General features: G+C 30.8%; 25 protein-coding genes. 13 read left to right on the forward strand and 12 right to left on the reverse strand.

Annotation, left to right across the window (positions count from 1 at the left end; translation table 11 throughout):
• The first annotated feature begins 6 nt into the window (after positions 1-6).
• Positions 7-1050, forward strand: a complete 1044-nt coding sequence (locus LACAL_RS10145) for a YncE family protein (RefSeq protein WP_013870639.1) — start codon at positions 7-9, stop codon at positions 1048-1050.
• A 72-nt stretch (positions 1051-1122) separates the two neighbouring features.
• On the opposite strand, the gene LACAL_RS10150 is transcribed toward LACAL_RS10145, so the two are convergent.
• Positions 1123-1821 carry a diphthine--ammonia ligase gene (locus tag LACAL_RS10150; RefSeq protein ID WP_013870640.1) on the reverse strand — a complete coding sequence of 233 codons (699 nt, stop codon included), beginning with the start codon at positions 1819-1821 and terminating at the stop codon, positions 1123-1125.
• Entirely contained in the window at positions 1811-3229 is a 1419-nt protein-coding gene (locus LACAL_RS10155; RefSeq protein WP_013870641.1) for a S41 family peptidase, read from the reverse strand. Before LACAL_RS10155 ends, LACAL_RS10150 begins: the two co-directional genes overlap by 11 nt.
• Positions 3230-3435: 206 nt before the next feature.
• Between LACAL_RS10155 and LACAL_RS10160 the strand changes: the two genes are divergently transcribed.
• Genes LACAL_RS10160 through LACAL_RS10175 form a run of 4 tightly spaced genes read left to right on the forward strand, consistent with a single transcriptional unit; the run spans position 3436 to position 5581 of the window.
• A complete protein-coding gene (locus LACAL_RS10160; protein WP_013870642.1) occupies positions 3436-3945 on the forward strand; it encodes an RNA polymerase sigma factor in 510 nt (169 codons plus the stop codon).
• Positions 3935-4420 (forward strand): hypothetical protein, encoded by a 486-nt coding sequence (locus LACAL_RS10165; RefSeq protein ID WP_013870643.1) that lies wholly within the window; start codon positions 3935-3937, stop codon positions 4418-4420. The genes LACAL_RS10160 and LACAL_RS10165 overlap by 11 nt, the downstream gene beginning before the upstream one ends.
• Positions 4421-4463: 43 nt before the next feature.
• Entirely contained in the window at positions 4464-5021 is a 558-nt protein-coding gene (locus LACAL_RS10170; RefSeq protein ID WP_041301918.1) for a DUF4252 domain-containing protein, read from the forward strand.
• A gap of 14 nt (positions 5022-5035) precedes the next feature.
• The gene (locus LACAL_RS10175; protein ID WP_013870645.1) at positions 5036-5581 is read left to right on the forward strand and encodes a DUF4252 domain-containing protein; all 546 of its coding nucleotides are present in this window, start codon (positions 5036-5038) and stop codon (positions 5579-5581) included.
• 136 nt (positions 5582-5717) lie between these two features.
• Here the strand turns inward: LACAL_RS10175 and LACAL_RS10180 are convergent, their stop codons facing one another.
• From LACAL_RS10180 to LACAL_RS10190, 3 genes are all read right to left on the reverse strand, one after another.
• Positions 5718-5924 (reverse strand): hypothetical protein, encoded by a 207-nt coding sequence (locus LACAL_RS10180; RefSeq protein WP_013870646.1) that lies wholly within the window; start codon positions 5922-5924, stop codon positions 5718-5720.
• A gap of 1 nt (position 5925) precedes the next feature.
• Positions 5926-7269, reverse strand: coding sequence for an adenylosuccinate lyase (purB, locus tag LACAL_RS10185; RefSeq protein ID WP_013870647.1), 1344 nt, complete (start codon positions 7267-7269; stop codon positions 5926-5928).
• Between the two features lie 83 nt (positions 7270-7352).
• Entirely contained in the window at positions 7353-7913 is a 561-nt protein-coding gene (locus LACAL_RS10190) for a hypothetical protein (protein ID WP_013870648.1), read from the reverse strand.
• A gap of 39 nt (positions 7914-7952) precedes the next feature.
• On the opposite strand from LACAL_RS10190, the gene LACAL_RS10195 reads away from it, so the two are divergent.
• Positions 7953-8426: a heme-binding domain-containing protein gene (locus LACAL_RS10195; protein WP_013870649.1), complete on the forward strand. Its 474-nt coding sequence runs from the start codon at positions 7953-7955 to the stop codon at positions 8424-8426.
• 83 nt (positions 8427-8509) lie between these two features.
• A complete protein-coding gene (locus LACAL_RS10200; RefSeq protein ID WP_013870650.1) occupies positions 8510-9742 on the forward strand; it encodes a glycosyltransferase in 1233 nt (410 codons plus the stop codon).
• 67 nt (positions 9743-9809) lie between these two features.
• On the opposite strand, the gene LACAL_RS10205 is transcribed toward LACAL_RS10200, so the two are convergent.
• Positions 9810-10256 (reverse strand): KTSC domain-containing protein, encoded by a 447-nt coding sequence (locus LACAL_RS10205; protein ID WP_013870651.1) that lies wholly within the window; start codon positions 10254-10256, stop codon positions 9810-9812.
• Between the two features lie 166 nt (positions 10257-10422).
• Between LACAL_RS10205 and LACAL_RS10210 the strand changes: the two genes are divergently transcribed.
• Positions 10423-12057, forward strand: coding sequence for an ABC-F family ATP-binding cassette domain-containing protein (locus tag LACAL_RS10210; protein WP_013870652.1), 1635 nt, complete (start codon positions 10423-10425; stop codon positions 12055-12057).
• On the opposite strand, the gene LACAL_RS10215 is transcribed toward LACAL_RS10210, so the two are convergent.
• On the reverse strand, positions 12058-12993 hold the full coding sequence (locus LACAL_RS10215) for a DUF4421 family protein (RefSeq protein WP_013870653.1): 936 nt from the start codon (positions 12991-12993) through the stop codon (positions 12058-12060).
• A gap of 16 nt (positions 12994-13009) precedes the next feature.
• Complete coding sequence (locus LACAL_RS10220; RefSeq protein WP_013870654.1) at positions 13010-13693, reverse strand: NAD-dependent deacylase; 684 nt, start codon at positions 13691-13693, stop codon at positions 13010-13012.
• Between the two features lie 76 nt (positions 13694-13769).
• On the opposite strand from LACAL_RS10220, the gene LACAL_RS10225 reads away from it, so the two are divergent.
• From LACAL_RS10225 to LACAL_RS10235, 3 genes are all read left to right on the forward strand, one after another.
• Positions 13770-14978 carry a CHRD domain-containing protein gene (locus LACAL_RS10225; protein ID WP_013870655.1) on the forward strand — a complete coding sequence of 403 codons (1209 nt, stop codon included), beginning with the start codon at positions 13770-13772 and terminating at the stop codon, positions 14976-14978.
• Between the two features lie 61 nt (positions 14979-15039).
• The gene (locus LACAL_RS10230) at positions 15040-15702 is read left to right on the forward strand and encodes an RNA methyltransferase (RefSeq protein ID WP_013870656.1); all 663 of its coding nucleotides are present in this window, start codon (positions 15040-15042) and stop codon (positions 15700-15702) included.
• A gap of 20 nt (positions 15703-15722) precedes the next feature.
• Positions 15723-16247 carry an SRPBCC family protein gene (locus LACAL_RS10235; protein ID WP_013870657.1) on the forward strand — a complete coding sequence of 175 codons (525 nt, stop codon included), beginning with the start codon at positions 15723-15725 and terminating at the stop codon, positions 16245-16247.
• Positions 16248-16324: 77 nt separating this feature from the next.
• Here LACAL_RS10235 and LACAL_RS10240 read toward each other — a convergent pair whose 3' ends face one another.
• A complete protein-coding gene (locus LACAL_RS10240; protein ID WP_013870658.1) occupies positions 16325-17137 on the reverse strand; it encodes a carboxypeptidase-like regulatory domain-containing protein in 813 nt (270 codons plus the stop codon).
• Between the two features lie 94 nt (positions 17138-17231).
• Positions 17232-19100 (reverse strand): DEAD/DEAH box helicase, encoded by a 1869-nt coding sequence (locus tag LACAL_RS10245; RefSeq protein ID WP_013870659.1) that lies wholly within the window; start codon positions 19098-19100, stop codon positions 17232-17234.
• 301 nt (positions 19101-19401) lie between these two features.
• Here LACAL_RS10245 and LACAL_RS10250 point away from each other — a divergent pair, with 301 nt between their 5' ends.
• A complete protein-coding gene (locus LACAL_RS10250) occupies positions 19402-20832 on the forward strand; it encodes an ATP-binding protein (protein WP_013870660.1) in 1431 nt (476 codons plus the stop codon).
• Positions 20833-20976: 144 nt separating this feature from the next.
• On the opposite strand, the gene LACAL_RS10255 is transcribed toward LACAL_RS10250, so the two are convergent.
• The gene (locus LACAL_RS10255) at positions 20977-21690 is read right to left on the reverse strand and encodes a hypothetical protein (RefSeq protein WP_013870661.1); all 714 of its coding nucleotides are present in this window, start codon (positions 21688-21690) and stop codon (positions 20977-20979) included.
• Between the two features lie 127 nt (positions 21691-21817).
• On the opposite strand from LACAL_RS10255, the gene LACAL_RS15400 reads away from it, so the two are divergent.
• A complete protein-coding gene (locus LACAL_RS15400) occupies positions 21818-21973 on the forward strand; it encodes a hypothetical protein (RefSeq protein ID WP_013870662.1) in 156 nt (51 codons plus the stop codon).
• Here the strand turns inward: LACAL_RS15400 and LACAL_RS10260 are convergent.
• Positions 21960-22376, reverse strand: a complete 417-nt coding sequence (locus LACAL_RS10260) for a lysozyme inhibitor LprI family protein (protein WP_013870663.1) — start codon at positions 22374-22376, stop codon at positions 21960-21962. The genes LACAL_RS15400 and LACAL_RS10260 overlap by 14 nt on opposite strands.
• Positions 22377-22447: the final 71 nt, after the last annotated feature.

A 22447-nucleotide genomic window follows, 5' to 3' on the forward strand; every position in this document is an offset into this window, starting at 1 on the left:
ACAATTATGAAAAAGATTATTTATTCAGTTTTAACATTAGCATTATTAGTAACTTCTTGCTCTAATGATGATGATTTAGCAACACCTTCTGAGCCTTTAGGAGCTTATGAAGATGGAATTATTGTAAGTTCTGAAGGTGGTCCATCTTCAATTTCTTATGTGTCTAACGATTTTTCTACTTCAGAAAATCAAGTATATTTTAATGTTAACGGTGAAAACTTAGGTGTGTATTTACAATCTGTTGGTTTTCATGAAGATAAAGCATATATAGTAGTAGATGCAGGAACCATTTCTGTAGTTAACCGTTATACTTTTGAAAATCTTGGAACGATTTCTACAGGTTTAAGTTTACCAAGATATATAGCGTTTAATGGAGATACAGCTTATGTGTCTGATTGGGCAGACCCAAATAATGCTACAGATGATTATATTGCTGTTGTAGATTTAAATTCTAATACTGTTACCAGTTCAATAGCTGTGTCTGAAGGTCCAGAACAAGTATTAGTAAACTCTAATAAATTATATGTTTCTCACAAAGGTGGATATAATACTAATAATGTAGTAACTGTAGTAAATACTGAAGACAATACAACAGAAACAATAACTGTAGATTCTAAGCCAGATGAAATGGCAATTAATAATGATGGAGATTTAATTGTATTATCTGGAGGAAACGAAAGTTGGACAGGTAATGAAACACAAGCATCAATTACAAAAATTGATATGTCTAATAATTCTATTATATCTTCTTTAGCTTTTGAAACAGGTTTACATCCAGGTTTAATGGCTTATAATAATGGTATGGCTTATTATATTGTAAATAATGAAGTGTTTGGATTAACAGATGATGCTACAACTTTACCAGCAACTCCATTATTCTCGGTATCTGCAGCTTATGCTTATGGATTATCTATTAAGGATAATAATTTATTTGTAACAGATGCAAGCTTTACAGAAAACAGTACTTTATTAATTTACGATATATTAACAGGAGCAGAGACAAATAGTTTTCCTGTAGGAATAGGTGCTTCAAAAATATATTTTAACTAATTGTTTTTTTTTAAACGATTAGAGTATAAAACCTATACTTTAAAAAAGCCTGCTATTTAGCAGGCTTTTTTATTATTCAGTAATTAAATCACAAAACCAAAAACCAGATTTTTCATTTTTGGTATTTGGTGTATTATATTCTCGATAAATTTTCTCTCCTATTGTAAAAGAAACAGGTGCTTTAAAAATTGGGCCATCGTAACAAAAGGTATGAAACTCTCCATTTTCGCCACAAGGATCTACTGCTTCAGGTAAGTTTTCAATTAATTCTTTAGTAATAATTTTACCAACAAAATCTTCAGAAAAATACTTAGTACTAGCACATACAATTATAGCTTTAAAACCTAAGTCTAAAAATTCTGTTATTAATTGTTTGGTGTCTTTTTTCCAAAGTGGAAATACCGTATTTATATTTTGCTTTGCTAAGTTGTTTTCTCGGTATTGTTTTAAATCTTCTAAAAAAATATCACCAAAAACACTATGTGTAAAACCTTCAGTTTTTAAAGAGTTTACAGCTTTTGTCATAATTTCTTCATAATCTTCCATGCTTGGTTGCTCAGTAAGATTTATGGTTTGTAAAGTAATACCAATGGCTTCGGTTTGCTTTTTTAGTAATGTAACAGGTAAACCATGCATTGTAACTCTATTATAATGAGTGTTTATGCTAGTCACTAGCTTTTCAACCGAAAAATTTGAGTTTTTTAATAAATAATGTAATGCTAAAGCAGAGTCTTTTCCTGTACTCCAATTAAAATAAGTTTTAGCGCTCAATGTACATGTCTTTAGCGTGAGGTTTTAGGTCGTTACTATCAAAAATAGGTTTAATTATTTTACCAGGCGTTGTGTTTGCTGGTCTATTTGTAGCAGCGATGTTTGCTAAAGCTTCAGCTAAAAGTGGTTCGTTTTCATCACCTAAAATTCCTAAATTATTTATTTCTTCGCTAATAGTAATATCTGGCGTTAAACCGTTTGCAGGCACAACATCTTCATTTACATTAACACTTATAGCAACTAATGGTTGTAAAGCATAAGTGTGAATTGGGTTTACACCATTTCTCGTATAGTCTTCAGAATCGTATAAAGTTATTGAGGCTTGCGATTTTCCTACAGTTTCTGTACCAACATGTACAACATCGATATAAGAACTTAAACTATTAATAACCAATTCGCTTGCAGAGGCAGAAGCACTTGTGGCTAAAACGTAGACTTTATCTAAATTTAAGTTGTTAATTGTACCGCCATCAAAACTGTTAGTAAAATTAAAATCTGTATTATTAGCTTGTAACTGATCATTATAAATAAGTTTTGTAAAAGTTTGCCCATTAAATTGTCCTGTTACCATACTACCCATTAAAGTTGCCGTGTTAACCGAGCCACCTGGATTATAACGTAAATCTATAACTAAATGCTGTATAGCATTGGCTTGAAAGGTTGCAAAAGCATTATTTAAAGCTTGGTCAAAACTTCCTGTAAATCCATTGTACATTAAATACCCAACGTTTTCACCTTCTACTTGAAGAATTTCGGTTTTAAAAACTGGGTTTTCTGTGTATGGCGCTTTGCTTAAAGCAATACTTTCTGTTGTTTGCTCTATAGTATCATCATCTGTTTCTGGCGTTCCATTATCGTTATAGTTTGCTAAGTTTATTGTGTAGTTATCTTGGCTTAATAAACTTCTAAAATTGTTAACGGTTAGCGGTGTACCATCAATACCATAAAATAAATCGCCACGTTGTACGCCAGCATCTTCGGCACTTGTGTTTGGTAAAACATAACGTACGTAACCAAAAACATCGTCACTACCTTCAGTATATCTCAATAGGCCATATTCCATTCCGTTAGCAACACTTACACCTTGTTGTTGTTGCTCGAATGCAATATAATCACTTAAAATAAAGCTAAACCTATCAACATTTTGGCGATCAAAAATAAGGCTTTCAAATAGTGTTTCAGGAGTACTAAAACTATTTAAATACTCTGTATAATTGGCGCTGTTTCTTTTGTCTTCTACCAAAGCTGGCACTTCATCTCTATAAAGGTAAAATATATCCATAGCTCTATATACAAAGTCGTTAATAGATGAAGTTGATACATCATTATCATCAAAATCATCATTAAAACAACTAGTAATGTTAATAGTTATGAATGCTAAAAACAGAAGTCTTGCAATTTTTTTCATAGTATAATCTTTCTTTTCTTTAAATAGTCGTCCTTAAAAGTAATTACTTTTATTTAAATACCATAAAATATCTGTATTTACTAGATTAAAACCCTTTGTTTTATAGTAGATGTAAGTATAAATGTATTTATTAATAATAAAATTTAAAAAAGATTGTAACAAAATAATAAGTAGGTCGTCGTAATAACATAAACCAACCATAATTAATGACACAGTCAGAATTTATAAATATTGTGACGCCTTTTAAAGATAAAGTTTTTAGGCTAGCCAAGCGTCTTTTAGTTTCTACTGAAGAAGCAGAAGATGCAACGCAAGAAGTATTAATTAAACTTTGGAAGAATAAAAAAAAGATAAAAGAATATAATAATATAGAAGCGTTTTCTATGACTATGACAAAAAACTTTTGTTTTGATAAGTTAAAATCTAAGCAAGCGCAAAATTTAAAAATTGTACATAGTAACTATCAAGACCATAATGTTGCTTTACAAAAGCAAGTAGAGTTAAATGATAGTTTAGATTGGATAGGTAAGATTATGGAAGACTTACCAGAACAACAAAAAATGGTAGTGCAATTAAGAGACATTGAACAATACGATTTTAAAGAAATAGCAAAAATGCTTGATATGAATGAAACCGCAGTGCGTGTAACCTTATCAAGAGCTAGAAAAACAATAAGAGAAAAATTAACTAAAACCCACAATTACGGTGTTAAATAATATAGAACATTTATTAGAAAAGTACGAAAATGGTGAAACATCACTAAAGGAAGAAGCACAGTTAAAAAACTATTTTTCGCAAGAAACTGTCGCTCCACATTTAGAAATGTACAAACCAATGTTTCAATATTTTATAGTAAATAAAAAAGAACAGTTTACTAAAGATATTTCACTTCTTGAAGTTAATACAACAAAAAAGAAATTTAATTTTAAGTGGTTATCTATTGCAGCAGTAGCAGTTCTTATGCTATCAATCTTTGTATTTAATCCTACACAAAGTCAAGAAGATTTAATTACAGAGGCAGATAGAGCAGACTATGAAAATGCTAAAGCCGCTTTAGCTTTAGTCTCACAACATTTAAATAAAGCAACAGCGCAGGTAAGCTACTTAAAAGTAATTAATACAGCTGGCACGCAGGTTGATTATTTAAAAGAAATTAATGATCCTATGGGTCGCATATTTAATAATAACTAATTAAAAAAATAAAATTATGTACACAATAAATAAATTAAACACAATGAAAAAGTCCCTTTTAGTTTTCGCTTTCGCAATATTAATTATGCCATTTACAGCAATGGCTCAAAGCGATATTTTTAGTAAATACAGCGATAATAATGCAGTAACTTATGTCTCTATAAAGCCTAAAATGTTTCAAATGTTGGCTAAAATGGATATTAATACAGATGATAAAGAATCTCAAGAGTATATAAACATGGTAAATAGTATTACCAGTTTTAAAACCATCGCTACAGATAATAAAGCTATATCTGCAGATATTGCTAAATGGGTAAAATCTCGTTCAAATTCTTTAGAAGAGTTAATGGAAGTTAAAGATGATGGAATGCTTGTTAAATTCTATGTGAAAGAAGGAAAAGATAGCGATCACGTAGCAGAGCTTTTAATGTTTGTTAATGGTTTAGAAGGTATGATGAAAGATGGCGTAACTGTTAATGGTAAAAAAAGAACTATTGAAACTGTTGTAATTTCTTTAACGGGAGATATAGACTTAAATCAAATTTCTAAATTAACAAAGCAAATGGATTTACCAGGAGGCGATAAAATTGATAAAAAATAAAAACCACAATAACTATGAACACTAAATTTAAGACCATATTAGCTGTGTTTTTTTTAACTTTAGCTTTAGTAAGCTGTAAAGATGAAAAATCTATACAAACCTATGTTGTAGAGCACCAAGATAAACCAGAGTTTTTATCTTTAGATTTATCACCTAAAATGATAGATGTCTCTAAAATAGAGTTAGACGAAGATCAAGAAAAAGTATATAACTCATTCAAGAAAGTTAATATTATAGCATATAAAGCTATTGATGGAAACCAAGAACAATATACTCAGGAATTAGAAAAAGCAAAAGCTGTTTTTAAAAATGAAAAGTATAATGAGTTAATGGAGTTTAGCGATAATGGTATGAAATTTAGAGTTAATACTATTGGAGATAATGATACGGTAGATGAGTTTTTAGTATTAGCAAGTTCTAGCGATTTAGGTTTTGCGGTTGTTCGCGTATTAGGAGATGATATGCAACCAGAAAAACTATATAAATTAATATCGCAAATGCAAAATGCAGATGTAGACGAAAGTCAGCTGCAAAAGGTTATGGATTATTTTAAACAATAATTCATGTTTATATATTAGAGTTTATATGTTAATATATAAACAGAAAAAAGGACTGTTGGCGCAGTCCTTTTTTAATTTTTTATACTTCTAAATCTAAATCTAAATCTAAATATAGAAGCCTATTTAAAATTTGTTTTTACTTTAAAGAATCTTCTTGAGAATCTTTTAAATCTTCTTCATCCACATTCTTTTTTACTAAAAATAAATTTAAAATAACTAATATAACCAAACCACCTAAAACTAATTTAGTTATTATATGGTCTAATATATTTAAAAGACCACCAATAAAAAAAACAATGGCAATTACACCACATATTAGTAAAGATTGTGTGTTTGAAAACATTTTAGATACCTGTATAATTACTTGGTGATATAGCTTTTAATTCACTCTTAATAGCATCACTAACCTCTAAGGTATCAATAAAATTTGATATAGACGTTTTTGTAATTGCTTCGTTAGTTCTAGTTAATCCTTTTAATGCTTCGTATGGATTAGGGTAAGCTTCACGACGCAAAATAGTCTGTATAGCTTCTGCAACGACAGCCCAGTTATTTTCTAAATCTTGAGCAAATTTTGATGCGTTTAATAATAATTTACCTAAACCTTTAATTGTAGATTTAAAACCAATAAGTGTATGCCCAAAAGGGACACCAACATTACGTAAAACAGTACTATCTGTTAAATCGCGTTGTAGACGAGAAATAGGTAACTTGGCAGATAAATGCTCAAAAATAGCATTGGCTATACCTAAGTTTCCTTCAGAGTTTTCAAAGTCTATTGGGTTTACTTTGTGTGGCATTGCGCTACTTCCTACTTCGCCAGCCTTAATTTTTTGTTTAAAGTAGTCCATAGAAACATACGTCCAGATATCACGGTCTAAATCTATAATAATAGTATTTATACGTTTTAAGCCATCAAACAAAGCAGCCATATGGTCATAATGCTCAATTTGTGTTGTTGGAAACGAGTGATGTAGTCCTAGTTTTTCTTGAACAAAATTACTACCAAAAGTTTTCCAGTCTATATTTGGGTAAGCTACTTTGTGAGCATTAAAATTTCCTGTTGCACCACCAAACTTTGCAGCACTTGGGATATCGTTTAATAAATTAAACTGTTCTTCTAAGCGAGTTACAAAAACTTCAATTTCTTTTCCTAAACGTGTTGGCGATGCAGGTTGTCCATGAGTTCTTGCTAACATTGGGATATCTTTCCATTCTTCAGCAAGTTTTTTTAATTCTTTTAAAACATTTAAATATTCTGGAACATAAACAGCATTCATTGCCTCTTTTATACTTAAAGGAATAGCTGTATTGTTAATATCTTGAGAGGTTAAGCCAAAATGAATAAACTCTTTGTAATCTTGAAGATTTAAAACATCGAATTTTTCTTTTATAAAATATTCAACGGCCTTAACATCATGGTTTGTTACTTTTTCAATGTCTTTTATAGCTTGAGCATCTTCAGATGAAAAATCCTTATAAATCGTTCTTAACTCATTAAAAACTGAAGTGTCTATAGCAGATAGTTGAGGTAGAGGTTGTTCGCATAAAGCGATAAAATATTCTATTTCAACTAAAACGCGATATTTAATAAGCGCTTCTTCAGAAAAATAATGCGTTAAATTTTCTACTTTATTTCTATACCGACCATCAATAGGTGAGATGGCATTTAAGTTAGATAATGACATATTTGTGTGTTGTTGTGTTTCAATTTTGAAAGGCGTAAAGATAGGTAAGAAAGTTAAAAGTATAATGCTAAGTGTTAAAACTTTTATTTTAACTTTTTAAGAATTTGCCTTGCGCGAGCTTTAAAGCCAGAACTTTGCATTTGGTAGTCGCGTTCTAGAATTAAAACCAATTCTGGATGGATCCAGCTGTACTCTTGACCTAAAAGAAATAAACTATTCATAGCATAGGCTTTAGGTGCAATTTTGGCATCATTAATCATCCAATCAAAACAAGCTTCGGTAATTTTCTCTCGATGTTTTGAACTTAATGCTTCCTTAATTTTAGTATTATTTTTACCGTAATAAGCTACTGTTAAGTATTCACAAACTTTAGCAACAGGCCTAACTGCCGAGTCTAAATGAACTTTATGTATATTTTGTGTAAAAGTATCCAAATATGGGATAATTTCTTCTAGGTTTTCACCACACAAAAACTCAAAAACCCAAGCGGCTCGAGGAGATATTTTATCATCGACCATAAATAAAATCTCTAGTAACTTAGGTATTAAGTTTGGATTATTAATAATTAAGTTAGCATAATACAAGCGTTTTTCACGAGAATGATTAACGTAATTTAATTCTTGATATAGCGTTTCTAATGTCAAAAGGATTTTTATTACTTTTAAACCCTAAATGTAATAAAAATGAAAATTGTTAAAAAGGGTTTCCTAGTTTTACTTGTAATATTTGTAGTCGCTCAGTTTTTTGGGCCAGAAAAAAATGATGGCAGTATGGAATCTGTTTCGGCTTTTTTAGAAGAAACAAAACCATCTCCAGAAGTTAAAAAAATATTAGAAGAAAGTTGCTTTGATTGTCACAGTAACGCGACACGCTATCCTTGGTATAATAATATTACACCTGTAAATTATTGGATGGCAGATCATGTAGCGCATGGTACAAAGCATTTTAATGTTTCTACATGGAACGGTTATTCTATAAAAAGAAAAGACCATAAAATTGAAGAACTTATAGAAATGGTAGAAGAAAAAGAAATGCCTTTACCATCTTACACATGGACGCATAACGAAGCAAAACTAACAGATGAGCAAATAACAGCTGTTTTAGAATGGGCAAAACGTGTTAGAATGGCTTATGCCTTAGCGCCAAGACCAGAGTAATAATAAAAAAGTTAAAAATGTGTATTATAAAACAAAGACTTGTAGCTTTGTAATAATAGTAATTTAAAATCTCTTTTCTTTTTTTGAATAAAGAACTTTTAATAATTGGCATTGTATGGCCAGAGCCAAAAAGCTCTGCAGCAGGAACCCGTATGATGCATTTAATATACCTATTCCTTTCTAAAAACTATAATATAACTTTTGCTACAGCTTGTGCAAAAAGTGATAATGCTTTCAATTTAAAAAGCATTGGTGTTGTTACTAAGGAAATAGAATTAAACAATTCTAGTTTTGATGTTTTTGTAAAAAAACTAAATCCAGATATTGTAATATTTGATCGTTTTATGACCGAAGAACAATTTGGATGGCGTGTGGCAGAACAATGCCCAAATGCTTTAAGGTTATTAGATACAGAAGACTTACACTGTTTAAGAAAAGGTAGGCAGCAAGCATTAAAAGATCAATCGGTTTTTAATACTCATTATTTGTTTAATGCTGTAGCTAAACGAGAAATTGCAAGTATCTATAGGTGCGATTTAACTTTAATTATTAGTGAAGTTGAGGTAGATATCTTAAAACATCAATTTAAAGTAGATGAGCATTTATTATGTTATTTACCTTTTTTATTAGAATCTATTTCTCCTAAACAGCAAAGTGTATTACCAGGATTTAGAGCAAGAGAACATTTTGTAACTGTTGGTAATTTTTTACATGAACCTAATTTAGATGGTATTAAATACCTAAAAGAATACATTTGGCCAACAATTAGAAAACAATTACCTAAAGCCGAAATGCATATATATGGTTCTTACGAATCTCATAAAGTCACTCAATTAGAAGATAAAAAATCTGGGTTTTACATTAAAGGCTTTGTAGAAGATATTGCAACAGTAATGCAACAATATAAAGTATGTTTGGTACCATTACGTTTTGGAGCTGGACTAAAAGGGAAAATTATAGATGCGATGTATAATGGAACACCTTGTATAACTACAAGTATAGGAGCAGAAGGTATGTACGGCACTTTAGAACCTAACGGTTTTATTGAAGACGAACCTTTAGATTTTGCAAAAATGGCAGTAGAATTATACAGCAACAAAATATTTTGGAATGCAAAACAAAAGCACGGTGTTAATGTTATAAACTTACGTTTTGATAAACAATTATTTACAGCAGATTTTATGCATAGAGTTGAAGCTACTAAAAATGGTTTAGAAGTGCATAGAAAAAGTAATTTTACTGGAGCGATGCTTATGCACCATACACTACAAAGTACAAAGTTTATGAGTAAATGGATAGAAGAGAAAAATGCATAATTTAATTTATAAAATAAAAAAAAGCCTCTATTTAAAATAGAGGCTTTTTTTATAGGAAACTGCGTTACTATGCCATAACATCTTGTTTCTTAATTTTTCTATAAGTAAACGTATTAAAAATATTACGTTTTCCAAAACGGTTTTGCTTATCACTTTGAGCAAATTTTATGTATAAAGCTTTATTTACACCAAAATACTCATAAGTATTACCATCTAAAAAAGTAACTTCTAGTAGTAAACCTTTATGTTTCCAATCCATAATTGTTGTACTTATAGTTGTATTATATTCATCTTTATTAGCAGCAATAGTTTCTGGAGCAATACTAACTAAAAAGTGGTAACCATCAATAACCTTTCTACTAACTTCTTCGGCCTCTAGAGCTTTTTCATCATTATCTTGAAATTTATCTGGATGCCATTCTTTTACAAGACTTCTATACGTTGTTTTTAAACTTTTTAAAGTCATATCATTCTCAACGTTAAATAACTTTTTGTACTCCTTAATGCGTTTCATAGTATTTGCAATTCTAAATTTGGCGCGAAAGTAGTGTATTCTTTTGGATTGGCTATTAGAAAGTTATAATAAGTTTTAGCTTTTAAAAAATCAATTAAAAACAAAAAAAGAGAGCATAATTTTATAAAAAGCTTTTTAGTATTTTCGCGTTTTTAAAAATAAATTTATGATTACAGTAGATGGTTTAGCAGTAGAGTTTAGTGGAACAACTTTATTTAGCGATGTGAATTTTGTTATAAATCCAAACGATAAAATTGCATTAATGGGTAAAAATGGAGCAGGAAAATCTACAATGATGAAGATTGTTGCAGGCGAGCAAAAAGGCACTCGAGGAAAAGTGAGCTTTCCTAAAGAAACTGTAATTGCATACTTACCACAACATTTACTTACTAAAGATAATAGTACTGTTTTTGAAGAAGCTTCTAAAGCATTCAAGCATATTTTTAAAATGCGAGATGAAATTGAAGCCCTTAACAAGCAGCTGGAAACACGAACAGATTATGAAAGCAATGAATACATGGCCATAATTGAAAAAGTAAGCGAATTAGGCGAACAATATTATGCTTTAGAAGATGTAAATTATGATGCCGAAGTAGAAAAAGCATTAAAAGGTTTAGGGTTTAAACAAGCAGATTTTACAAGGCAAACCAATGAGTTTTCTGGTGGTTGGAGAATGCGAATAGAATTAGCAAAAATTCTATTACAAAAACCAGACTTAATTTTATTAGATGAGCCTACAAACCACATAGATATAGAATCTGTAATTTGGTTAGAGGATTTTTTAATAAATAAAGCAAATGCAGTAATGGTTATTTCTCATGACCGTGCATTTATAGACAATATTACAAACCGTACAATAGAGGTTACTATGGGACGTATTTACGATTATAAAGCCAATTATTCTCATTACTTACAGTTGCGCGAAGAACGTCGCAGTCACCAAATTAAAGCTTACCAAGAACAACAAAAATTTATAGCCGATAATATGGCATTTATAGAACGTTTTAAAGGCACGTTTTCTAAAACTAACCAAGTTGCATCACGAGAACGCATGCTTGAAAAGTTAGATATTATAGAAATCGATGAGGTTGATAACTCGGCATTAAAACTTAAGTTTCCATCTGCACAACGTTCTGGCGATTATCCTGTAATTGTTGAAGATTTATCTAAAAGTTATGGTGATCATGTTGTATTTAAAAACGCAAGTTTCTCTATAGCTAGAGGCGAGAAAGTATCTTTTGTAGGAAGAAATGGAGAAGGAAAATCTACAATGATAAAATCTATTTTAGGTGAAATTGAAGTAGAAGGAAAGTGTGCTTTAGGTCACAACGTTCAAGTAGGTTATTTTGCACAAAACCAAGCGGCATTATTAGATCAAGACTTAACTATTTTTGAAACAGTAGATGCTGTTGCAAAAGGAGATGTTAGAACCCAAATTAAAAATATTTTAGGCCGTTTTATGTTTAAAGGCGATGATATAGATAAAAAAGTATCGGTATTATCTGGTGGTGAAAAAACAAGATTAGCAATGGTTAAATTACTTTTAGAACCAGTGAATTTGCTAATTTTAGATGAACCTACAAATCACTTAGATTTAAAATCTAAAGATGTTTTAAAAGAGGCATTATTAGATTTTGACGGCACATTAATATTAGTATCTCACGACCGTGATTTTTTACAAGGTTTATCTCAAAAAGTATTTGAGTTTAAAGATCAACGCGTTATAGAACACTTTGAAACTATTGATGCCTTTTTAGAGCGTAATCGTATTCAAAATTTAAAAGATATAGATTTAAATTAATTATAAACCAGTTTTAGTTTTAATCCAGTTTGCTGTGTTTTTTATAAACGTTGGCGGCTCAAAACGGTAACCAAAATAAAGACTAGCATAGGTTTTATCGTTTACAAAATTTCGTGATATATTATCTTCTTTATTACTGTTTGACGCAAAGCTAAATTTTGCGCCAGCACTAATAGTCTCGGTAGTATAGCCAAACTGTAAGTTAAAGTCTAAAGCATTAGTAAAAAAAGTATCGCGAGTTTCAATACCATTAATTTTTTCTTTTGAAAACCTTACACCAATAGAAGGTGATAAATTTCCAGAAATAAACCAATGTTGCTTAATTACCCAAGTATAATAATAATTTGGAGTTAAAGAAATGTCGAAATTATTCTGAATGTATTTTCCGTTTTCTGTAAAGTCTGATAATCTATTAAATCCATAATTTAAAGTAGGAATAAAACTTCCAGAAGTTTCTCGTTGCCATTCATTTAAAGCCATTAAATGTTTTAAAGAAAAGTTTTTATTTAGAACGTAAGCTGTACTTCCTGTCCAACTTGTTGTTTTTAAATGCGGAAATTGTTTTAAAGCAGTACCATTGGGAATTTGATCTTGGTAAAAACCTTGTACACGTCTATGTTCTATAGTTTGAAACCATTGGTTTGGAAACAGCCTTAACTGGATGTTTCTAAATTTAGATTTATTGTTTCCGTAACTATTGCTTGGAGAAAAACCAATACTTAAACCTAAAAATTTATAATTGGCTGCAATTTTTAATTTATACACATTATTAGCTTCCGCTATAAAAGCATTGCTATTTGCTTCATTAATTAAAAAGGATTCAGTTTGTTTATTTAATTCAACTTTAAATAATAATTTATCTTTAAATGAAATTATATCTTGAGAGTAAAGTTTTGTAAAACAGAATATTAATAGAATGCAGCAAGTATTTTTCATTTAAAGTTTTCTGTGTTTAGTGATTTGAATTTAGCGCTTTAATAAAGTCTTTAATGCCTTCGGTAGCCGTTTTAGCAATTACTGTTAATGCGTTGTTACTGCTAACAGCAGGATTAGGGTCTATAAAATAAGTGTGTGTTTGTGCAGGAATATAATCTTTTAAACCAGCAGCAGGATATACTTGCATAGAGGTACCAATAATTAACAAAATATCTGCCTGGCTACAAATATTTGCTGCTGTTTCAATTAAAGGTACAGCTTCACCAAACCAAACAATATGTGGTCGTAATTGGTGTCCGTTTTTATCTTTATCACCAAGGTGAAGTGGTTTTCGCCAGGAATACACATTATCTGGCGTAATTATACTACGTACTTTTAAAAGTTCGCCATGTAAATGTATAACAGTATTGCTACCAGCACGTTCATGTAAATCGTCCACGTTTTGAGTAATAATACTCACCTTAAATTGCTCCTCTAGTCTAGCTAGTTCATAATGTGCAGTGTTAGGTTCTACTTCTAAAAGCTGTTGTCTCCTTTGGTTGTAAAATTCTAAAACCAATTCTGGATTATTTAAAAATCCTTCAGGTGTTGCAACTTCCATAACATCGTGTCCTTCCCACAAGCCATTGGCGTCTCTAAATGTTTTTAAACCACTTTCGGCACTCATTCCTGCACCAGTTAGTACTACGAGATGTTTCATATTCTTATTAGCATTGAGCACTAAAATTAGAACTATTTTATTTAAATTGCACTAACCATAATAAATAAAGACAATCATGACGCTTTTTTTTAAATCAAAATCATTATTAAAATATTTCTTACTATTTAGTTTATTAACCATTTTTTCTTGTGGTGATGATGATAGCGATGGTGATGCTTTTGAAAATGTAACGCAGTTAGCTTCTAAAACATTTCAATTATTTCCTGTAGAAGATCCTAGTATTTCTGGAACAGCAAAGTTTATTAAAAATTCTAATGAAACAGTAACAGTAGAAATACAGTTAATAGGTACAGAAGAAGGTAACTTACATCCTGCGCACATTCACTTTAATACTGCTGCAGAAGGTGGAGATATAGCTATAACATTACAAGCTGTAGAAGGAGAAACAGGTTTTAGTACAACCACTTTTGATGTTTTAGACGATGATACTATTATTAGTTACGAAGAGCTTTTAGATTTTGATGGTTATATAAATGTTCATTTTAGTGAAAGTAATTTAGAAGATATTATTGCACAAGGCGATATAGGGCAAAACGAATTAACAGGAACTACAAAATCTTATGCTTTGGGTAGCGTTGATTTTCCTGCAATTTCTGGTAATGCAACATTTTCACAACGTGTAAATAATGAAACTTTGGTAACTATAAATTTAGATGGTACACCAGCAAGTGGTGAACATCCTGCACATATTCACTTTAATACTGCTGCAGAAACTGGAGCGATTGCCTATAGTTTAAATACTATAGATGGTACAACAGGAGAAAGCAAAACAAATATAGATGCCATTTCTTACAATAATTTGTTAGATTTTGATGGTTATATAAATGTGCATTTAAGTGATACTAATTTAGATGTTTTATTAGCGCAAGGCGATATAGGGCAAAATGAATTAACAGGTACATCTGTTACCTATAATTTAAGTGCAGTTAGTGATCCAAGTATAATGGGAGACATTACATTTTTCGAGCGTTTTAATGGTGAGGCTTTAGCAGTAATAGATATTATAAATACGCCAAATGGCGCCATGCATCCAGCACATATTCATGCAGGTAGTGTGGCTACAGCACCAGGCGCAATTTTATTTACGTTTACTCCAGTAAATGGAGATAATGGCGTAAGTAAAACTAATGTAGCCATGTTAGATAACGGAACATCTTTTGTTTATAATGATGTATTAACCGTAGATGGATACGTAAATGTACACGAAAGTATGGATAACCTTGCTGTGTTAGTTGCGCAAGGTAATATTGGTGCAAATAATTAAATTATTAAATTAAATAAAATAAGCTCGATAGGTAATATCGGGCTTTTTTGTATACTAAAATATGATAGATAAAAAACTACTAGAACATTTAGAAACTTATTTAACAGACCATAGATTGCAACGCTTTTATAAGGTTTTAGAACAACGCACAAAGCATTTTACAGTAGCTACAGAAGATGTGTACCAACTACACAATACAAGTGCAGTAATAAGAAGTTGTGATGTTTTTGGTATACAAGAAGTTAATATTGTAGAAGAGGTAAATGCCAAGCGTATAGACCGTGAAATTGCAATGGGTGCTCAAAAATGGGTAGATTTAAACCGTTACCATACTGTAAAAGATGCTATACAAGATGTAAAACAAAAAGGATATCAAGTGGTAGCAACTACACCACATGCAAACGATTGTAATTTGCGTGATTTTGATGTTACTAAAAAGTCTTGCTTTTTCTTTGGAAGAGAAACCGAAGGTTTATCTCAAGAAGTTTTAGATGAAGCCGATGTGTTTTTAAAAATACCTATGGTTGGTTTTACTGAAAGTTTAAATATATCTGTTTCTGCAGCAATTATTTTACAACATGTTACTACAGAGTTAAAACAAACAAATATAAACTGGCAGTTAACTGAAACCGAAAAATTAGAGAAACGACTAGATTGGTGTAAAAAAACAATTAAAAGTTATGATGAGATAATAGAACGTTTCAATAAAAACAATTACATTTAATTAATAAACAACATTTTACTATGCTCATTTTTTATATTTTTTTAGGATTAATAGCGCTATTTATAATACTAACATTGGTTGCACCAAAAACCTTTAATGTGAGTAGAAGTATTGTTATAAATAAGCCGCTACCAGAAGTTTTTGAGTATTTAAAATATATTAAAAATCAGGATAATTGGTCGCCTTGGAAACTTAAAGATCCAGATATGAAACAAGAGTTTGTTGGTACAGATGGAGAAATAGGTTTTGTGTCTAAATGGGTTGGTAATAAAGAAGTTGGAACTGGAGAACAAGAAATAATTAATATCATTGAAAACGAAAGTATAGAAGCAATGCTTCGTTTTTTTAAACCATGGAAATCTGAGTCTAATGCCATAACTAAAGTTGAAGATTTAGGGAATAATAAAACTAAAGTTATTTGGGGATTTCATGGTGAGAGTAAACCACCATCAAATGTGTTTTTTCTCTTTTTTAATATGGATAAAGCTGTTGGTAAAGACTTTGAAGCTGGTTTAAAAATGCTTAAAGATATTTTAGAAAAATAGGAGTAGAGGTATAAAATAAAAACACCCATAAACAATGTTGTTTATGGGTGTTTTTTATAATTAAATGTTGCTAATAGTTAAATACGTTTTTTATTACGGCTTAAAACCTTGTATTCTTCATAACATTGGCTAATTGCATCTAGCATTTGTAAATCGTTTGCTGTTTCAACAAACTCTTTAGAGTAGTTGCATTGCGACACCATTTCATCTAAATCTACTTTATTAACATTAAGTAAAACCATAAGCATTTCTCTATCAAAACGTGATGCTAGAAGGTTTCTTACTTCATCATCTTCTTTAACTTTTTTAAGCTTTCTAAGTTCTTTTCCTTTTTTACTAAAGGTGTTATATAAAAAGTCTAACGGATTAAAAATAGAGCCCAAAACCTTACTAAACTTATTAGCAGATTTGTTATTACCAGCTTCGTAACCAGAATTTAATCCTGCAATTTTATAACGGTAATTCTCGTTTACAGCTACTTGTTTAATATCTACTTCAAGATATCCTGTAAGTTGTAATTGGCTTACAACAACTTCTTCTAGTGCTAAAGCTAACTCGGTTAATATAATTTCTGAACTTCCAAATTTTAACCAATCATTAGTTACACGAACTTTAATAGATTTATAACCTACGTAAGATAAGTGAAGCGTATCATTAGCTTTAGCCTTTATTTTAAACGCTCCTTTACTGTTTGTGGTTGTACCAATTACAGTATTTAAATTTACAATATTAACGCTTTCTAATGGTGCATTTGTTACCGCATCTAAAATAACACCAATAGCAGTGTTACCATCGGGTTTTGGTTGGGTATCGTTATTGTTTTCTTTATTTTGAGCAAAACTATAGGTAAGACTAAAAATAAAAAAGAATGCGGCTAAAAAATGTTTCATAATGCTATTAATAAAGATAAAAGTACTAAACAAATTACTATTTAGTACTTTTCTCTATATTTTTTGACTAAAAATTAACAGAAAGGTTTAATTTTTATCTTCTAGAACGTCTTGGTCGAGAATGTGTTGTTTTAAATTCACTTTTATCTCTATCGCCACCATCGCTTCTTCTTGAGCGTGTTGGTTTATCGTCACTTCTTCTTTTTCTATCACCTCTGTCAGATCCTTCGCTACGTCTGCTGCGTCTTTCGTCGCTTCTTCCGCCAGAGCGTCTGTCACCACGTCTTCTATCGCCACCTTTTCCGCCATCGCGTCTTCTTCCGCCACCAGAGCGTCCACGACCACGACCACCACGATTTGGTTTATCTTCGGTTACTTCTACATTTACAAAACGACCTTCATGTTTAAACTCATTAAAATGTGCTAAAACTTTTTCTTCGTGTTCTTTTTCTGTATTGAAAAAAGAGAATGTATCTTTTGTATCTACTTTAAATAAATCGTCTTTGGTTAAACCCAATTGTTCTTTTAAAAAGTCTTTTAAAGACATCCAGTTAAAACCATCTTTTTCTCCTACGTTAATAAAGTAACGTGTTGCATTACCACTTGAAGCACGACCGCCATCGCGGTTTGGATCTCCAGCCGATATGTTTAAGTCTTTAGCTTTTTGGTAGTAATTAAAGAAACGTGTAAACTCTACAGAGAAGAATTTTTTAATTAACTCATCTTTAGAAGTATCTTCAAACATCGTGTTTATGTCTTCTAAATACTTGTCTATTTCGTGATTAATTTCTGTATTATGAATTTTGTTTGCTAAAGACATTAATTGTACTTCGCAAATTTCCATACCATTTGGTATGTCTTTCTTTTCAAATTTCTTATTAATAATACGCTCAATACTTCTAAGTCTGCGTACTTCACTTTTAGAAACAATTACCATAGAAACACCTGTTTTTCCTGCACGACCAGTACGACCGCTTCGGTGTGTGTATGTTTCTATTTCGTCACTTAATTGGTAGTTAATTACGTGTGTAACATCGTCAACATCAATACCACGAGCGGCAACATCTGTTGCTACAAGCATTTGTATTTGGCGTGTTCTAAATTGTTTCATTACAATATCACGCTGGTTTTGACTTAAATCACCGTGTAATGCTCCTGCGCTATAACCATCTTCAATTAACTGCTCGGCAACTTTTTGTGTATCACGTTTTGTTCTACAAAATATAACCGAAAAAATATCTGGATTAGCATCTGCTAAACGCTTTAAAGCTTGGTAACGGTCACGAGCATTTACTAAGTAATATTCGTGTGATACGTTAGAGGTACTTTCGTTTTTATGACCCACCGTAATTTCTTGTGGTTCGTGCATAAAATCTTTAGCTATTCTGGCAACTTCTTTTGGCATAGTTGCAGAAAATAACCATGTGCTTTTATCTTTAGGTGTTCCAGAAAGAATATCTGTAATATCTTCTTTAAAACCCATGTTTAGCATCTCATCGGCTTCATCTAAAACAGAATATTGAATTTTAGTAATATCTACTAATTTTCTGCTAATCATATCTTTCATACGACCAGGCGTTGCTACAATAATTTGTGCACCACGTTTTACTTCGCGTGCTTGGTCTGTAATACTAGAACCACCATAAATAGCAACAACGTTTAAACCTTTACAGTATTTACCGTAGGCTTTCATTTCGTTTGCTATTTGTAAACAAAGTTCACGTGTTGGCGATAAAATTAAACCTTGAGTTGTACGACTGTTAACGTCAATTTTTTGAAGCATTGGAAAACCAAAGGCTGCGGTTTTTCCTGTTCCCGTTTGTGCTAAGGCAACTAAATCGCCTTCGTCTTGTAATAAAATTGGGATTGCTTTTTCTTGTACTTCAGATGGTGTTTCAAAACCTAAATCTGTAATACCTTTTAAAAGGTCTTCATTAAGACCTAATTCTTGGAATGTGCTCATTCTTTTTTATGTATTTCAATGTCAATCTGTTTGGTGTTACAAATAGAAGTGCATTGAACATACTTAACCTAAAACTTCTAGTAACACATCCTCACTCTGAGGAGTCAATAAACGCCATTTTGCGTTTTCAAGGTGCAAAGGTACGATATATTTTACGATTTGTAACTATCTTATTTTTATTACTTAATATAGTATTAATTTTATACTACGCGGAAAGTGTCTTTTAATAAAAGATTCCGCGTATTATAATTTTATATTACGCGGAAAATTGTATATTTACCTAGATTCCGCTAAGTATAGTATGAAAATTATAGGTAGAAAAGAAGAACGTAAAACCATGCAAGCCATACAGCGCGACAAGAAAGCGCATATGTTAGCTATTATTGGTCGTCGTCGTGTTGGTAAAACATTTTTAATACGCGAAGTCTATAAAAACGAAAAGGTTTTTGAAATGACTGGTTTAAAAGATGCTAATCTTCACGACCAGTTAATGAATTTTACCATACAAATGAATCTATATTTTCCTGCTGAAAAACCTTATACAAAGCCCGAAAGCTGGTTAATGGCTTTTAGTGAGTTAAGTGTAGCAATAAGTAAAAGTACTTTAAAAAAGCCTGTGGTTTTTTTAGACGAGTTGCCTTGGATTGCCAGTAAACGTTCTGGTTTTATGGAAGCTTTGGCACACTGGTGGAATAATTGGGCGTCGCAACAAAACATTATTGTAGTGGTTTGCGGCTCGGCAGCATCATGGATGCTTCAGCATGTGGTAAATGCAAAAGGTGGTTTGCATAATCGTATTACCAAGCTTATTACCTTAATGCCTTTTACTTTAAACGAAACCGAAGCCTTTTTAAAGGAAAAAAATATAGTAATGAGTCACTACCAAATCATTCAGCTATATTTAGCATTAGGTGGTATTCCGCATTACTTAGATCAAGTAGAAAAAGGAAAAAGTGCTGCACAAAATATTAACAATTTGTGCTTTAAAAAAGATGGCTTTTTAACTACCGAATTTAATAACCTCTATCCTGCATTGTTTGATAATGCTGGTAGCCATATAAAAATTGTAAAAGCTTTAGCTAGTAAAGCGAGCGGATTAAACAGGCAGCGTATTTTAAAATTAACCAAACTGTCTGATGGTGGTTATTTTACAAATATTTTAAACGAGTTAGAAGCTTCTGGATTTATATCGACCTTCGAGCCTTTAGAGAAAAGTAAAAAAGATACCTTATTTCGTTTAACCGATGAGTACTCGCTGTTTTATCTCTCGTTTATGGTAGGACAAAATAAACTTAATAAAAGCGATTGGCTTCGCGTTAGCGAAACACAACCTTATAAAATTTGGTGTGGTTATGCTTTCGAGAATTTATGTATTAAACATATAGAAAGCATAAAGGAAGCTTTAGGTATTTTGGGTGTAGAAACTAAAGTGAATAGTTTTTTACATAGAAAAGATGTAAACTACCCAAAAGGATTTCAAATAGATATGCTTATTGATAGAAAAGATAATATAATAAACATTTGCGAAATGAAGTTATATGCCGATGAATTTGCTATAACTAAAGATTATGCACAAAAACTACGTACCAAACGCGAAGGTTTAAAAACGGTTACAAAATCTAAAAAAATGGTACATATTACCTTTATAAGTGCGTACGGTGTTTTAGAGAATACGCATAAAATGGATTTAGTAGAGAATGATTTTACAACTTCAATATTTTTTGATTCGTAATTTAAACTATCGGTCTCGTATAACCGAAGTTACGGGATTAAAGTTAATGTTTTTCGGCTTATCACAGACGTTAGCAATTGTGAGTGGATTCGGACGTAGTCGAATCCGCCGTAATTGCGGTTATACATTGTTACCTGCTGGCTTTTAAAATTTAATATCTTCGTTATCTTCTTTAATTATTTCTTTTTCTGTTTCTTTAATTAGCAATTCTAATAGTAAGGTTTTTAAGTCAATATAATTAACTGTTAAGGTAGTTTCGTATATGACTAAATTGTCTTTTTGTCGAACAAAATCATATTTGTCTATAAATTCATTATCGATTAATGCTTGTTTTAAATCTTGGTCTTGTAATCTTTCTGAATTTTCTTTTACTTTGGTTTCAAGCCAATTAGGTTTGCTAAATCCATAATCTCCATCCCATTTTTCTATTGGCAAAATATTTAATTGCATTAGGTTTCCATTTCTGTTGTATACTGGTTCGAGAAAATATTGTCCGTTTCCAGTTAACGTTTTACCATCTTTTTCAGTCGAAATACTTGTTTTAAATGTATAACCTGCACCAAGTTCAAAAGTGCCTGCCATATTAGAAATTCTGTTAGAACTTGAATATGAAACTGTTTTTCCTTCATTACGTAATTTGTGAACGTGTTTTTTATAGTCCGCTTTCGTCATTCCAATTGTAAAACCAAGGAATAGTGTGTCAGTAGAATGAGGTGTTGTTTTAATTAGGCTATCAAGTACTGTTTTGTTTGAGTATTCAATAGTTTGTTTTCCTGTATTGTGTTTTCTTCGAGAATTTTCACACGAAGTCAAAATTCCAATTGTTATGATAATTCCTAATAGTATTTTTATTTTCATAAAGTTCGTGTTTTCAGCTTGCAGGTAACGTGTCGACTGATATGAAAACGTTTTAATGTTTTATATCAAACGATAGTTTAAATTACGAAGTTAGTTTATTTTTTATTCAAAATCAATTGTTATATAGATGATTACAAAATCTAAAAAAATGGTACATATTACCTTTATAAGTGCTTACGGTGTTTTAGAGAATACGCATAAAATGGATTTAGTAGATAATGATTTTACAACTTCAATATTGTTTAAGTGGTTTGATAGTGTTATTGTATTTAGTTTTGTATAAGTAATTCTATTTCTTTAATTCTTAATTCGGTTGAATTGACCATAGACCATAAATAATAAATTCCAAGAGCATTGCTATTCAAACCTTCACAGAAAATTTCGCTTTGCATTCGTCTATTTAAAACCCATTCTTTGTGATAAAGTTTAATTTTTGATTTTAAAGTATCATTTTTTACCTTTTTAAGGTAAGTTATAAATCGTTTATTTAAAATTGAATCTACTTTTTTAAATTTTAGATTAAGGCATATTTTTTGCTCTATGCTTGTTCCGCTTTGATTTTCACAGTCACTATTTTTTACCATTTTCATATATTCAAGATTGGATAATCTTTTAGCATCTTCGTAATCTTGTGAATAAATAGGAATAACAAATAAAATAAATAGTAATAGAATAAGATATTTCATTAAAAATTTAAGTTTTTCAAAATTATGTGTAGCGTGTTGACTTATATGAAAACGTTTAAATGTTTTCTTTG

It is taken from the genome of Lacinutrix sp. 5H-3-7-4 (assembly GCF_000211855.2).
Taxonomy (GTDB): domain Bacteria; phylum Bacteroidota; class Bacteroidia; order Flavobacteriales; family Flavobacteriaceae; genus Lacinutrix.

Coding starts and splice junctions, on each gene's coding strand:
- LACAL_RS10145 (WP_013870639.1), top strand. CDS start 7: ATGAAAAAGATTATTTATTCAGTTTTAACATTAGCATTATTAGTAACT.
- LACAL_RS10155 (WP_013870641.1), bottom strand. CDS start 3,229: ATGAAAAAAATTGCAAGACTTCTGTTTTTAGCATTCATAACTATTAAC.
- LACAL_RS10160 (WP_013870642.1), top strand. CDS start 3,436: ATGACACAGTCAGAATTTATAAATATTGTGACGCCTTTTAAAGATAAA.
- LACAL_RS10170 (WP_041301918.1), top strand. CDS start 4,464: ATGAAAAAGTCCCTTTTAGTTTTCGCTTTCGCAATATTAATTATGCCA.
- LACAL_RS10175 (WP_013870645.1), top strand. CDS start 5,036: ATGAACACTAAATTTAAGACCATATTAGCTGTGTTTTTTTTAACTTTA.
- LACAL_RS10180 (WP_013870646.1), bottom strand. CDS start 5,924: ATGTTTTCAAACACACAATCTTTACTAATATGTGGTGTAATTGCCATT.
- purB (WP_013870647.1), bottom strand. CDS start 7,269: ATGTCATTATCTAACTTAAATGCCATCTCACCTATTGATGGTCGGTAT.
- LACAL_RS10195 (WP_013870649.1), top strand. CDS start 7,953: ATGAAAATTGTTAAAAAGGGTTTCCTAGTTTTACTTGTAATATTTGTA.
- LACAL_RS10205 (WP_013870651.1), bottom strand. CDS start 10,256: ATGAAACGCATTAAGGAGTACAAAAAGTTATTTAACGTTGAGAATGAT.
- LACAL_RS10210 (WP_013870652.1), top strand. CDS start 10,423: ATGATTACAGTAGATGGTTTAGCAGTAGAGTTTAGTGGAACAACTTTA.
- LACAL_RS10215 (WP_013870653.1), bottom strand. CDS start 12,993: ATGAAAAATACTTGCTGCATTCTATTAATATTCTGTTTTACAAAACTT.
- LACAL_RS10220 (WP_013870654.1), bottom strand. CDS start 13,693: ATGAAACATCTCGTAGTACTAACTGGTGCAGGAATGAGTGCCGAAAGT.
- LACAL_RS10225 (WP_013870655.1), top strand. CDS start 13,770: ATGACGCTTTTTTTTAAATCAAAATCATTATTAAAATATTTCTTACTA.
- LACAL_RS10230 (WP_013870656.1), top strand. CDS start 15,040: ATGATAGATAAAAAACTACTAGAACATTTAGAAACTTATTTAACAGAC.
- LACAL_RS10235 (WP_013870657.1), top strand. CDS start 15,723: ATGCTCATTTTTTATATTTTTTTAGGATTAATAGCGCTATTTATAATA.
- LACAL_RS10240 (WP_013870658.1), bottom strand. CDS start 17,137: ATGAAACATTTTTTAGCCGCATTCTTTTTTATTTTTAGTCTTACCTAT.
- LACAL_RS10245 (WP_013870659.1), bottom strand. CDS start 19,100: ATGAGCACATTCCAAGAATTAGGTCTTAATGAAGACCTTTTAAAAGGT.
- LACAL_RS10250 (WP_013870660.1), top strand. CDS start 19,402: ATGAAAATTATAGGTAGAAAAGAAGAACGTAAAACCATGCAAGCCATA.
- LACAL_RS10255 (WP_013870661.1), bottom strand. CDS start 21,690: ATGAAAATAAAAATACTATTAGGAATTATCATAACAATTGGAATTTTG.
- LACAL_RS15400 (WP_013870662.1), top strand. CDS start 21,818: ATGATTACAAAATCTAAAAAAATGGTACATATTACCTTTATAAGTGCT.
- LACAL_RS10260 (WP_013870663.1), bottom strand. CDS start 22,376: ATGAAATATCTTATTCTATTACTATTTATTTTATTTGTTATTCCTATT.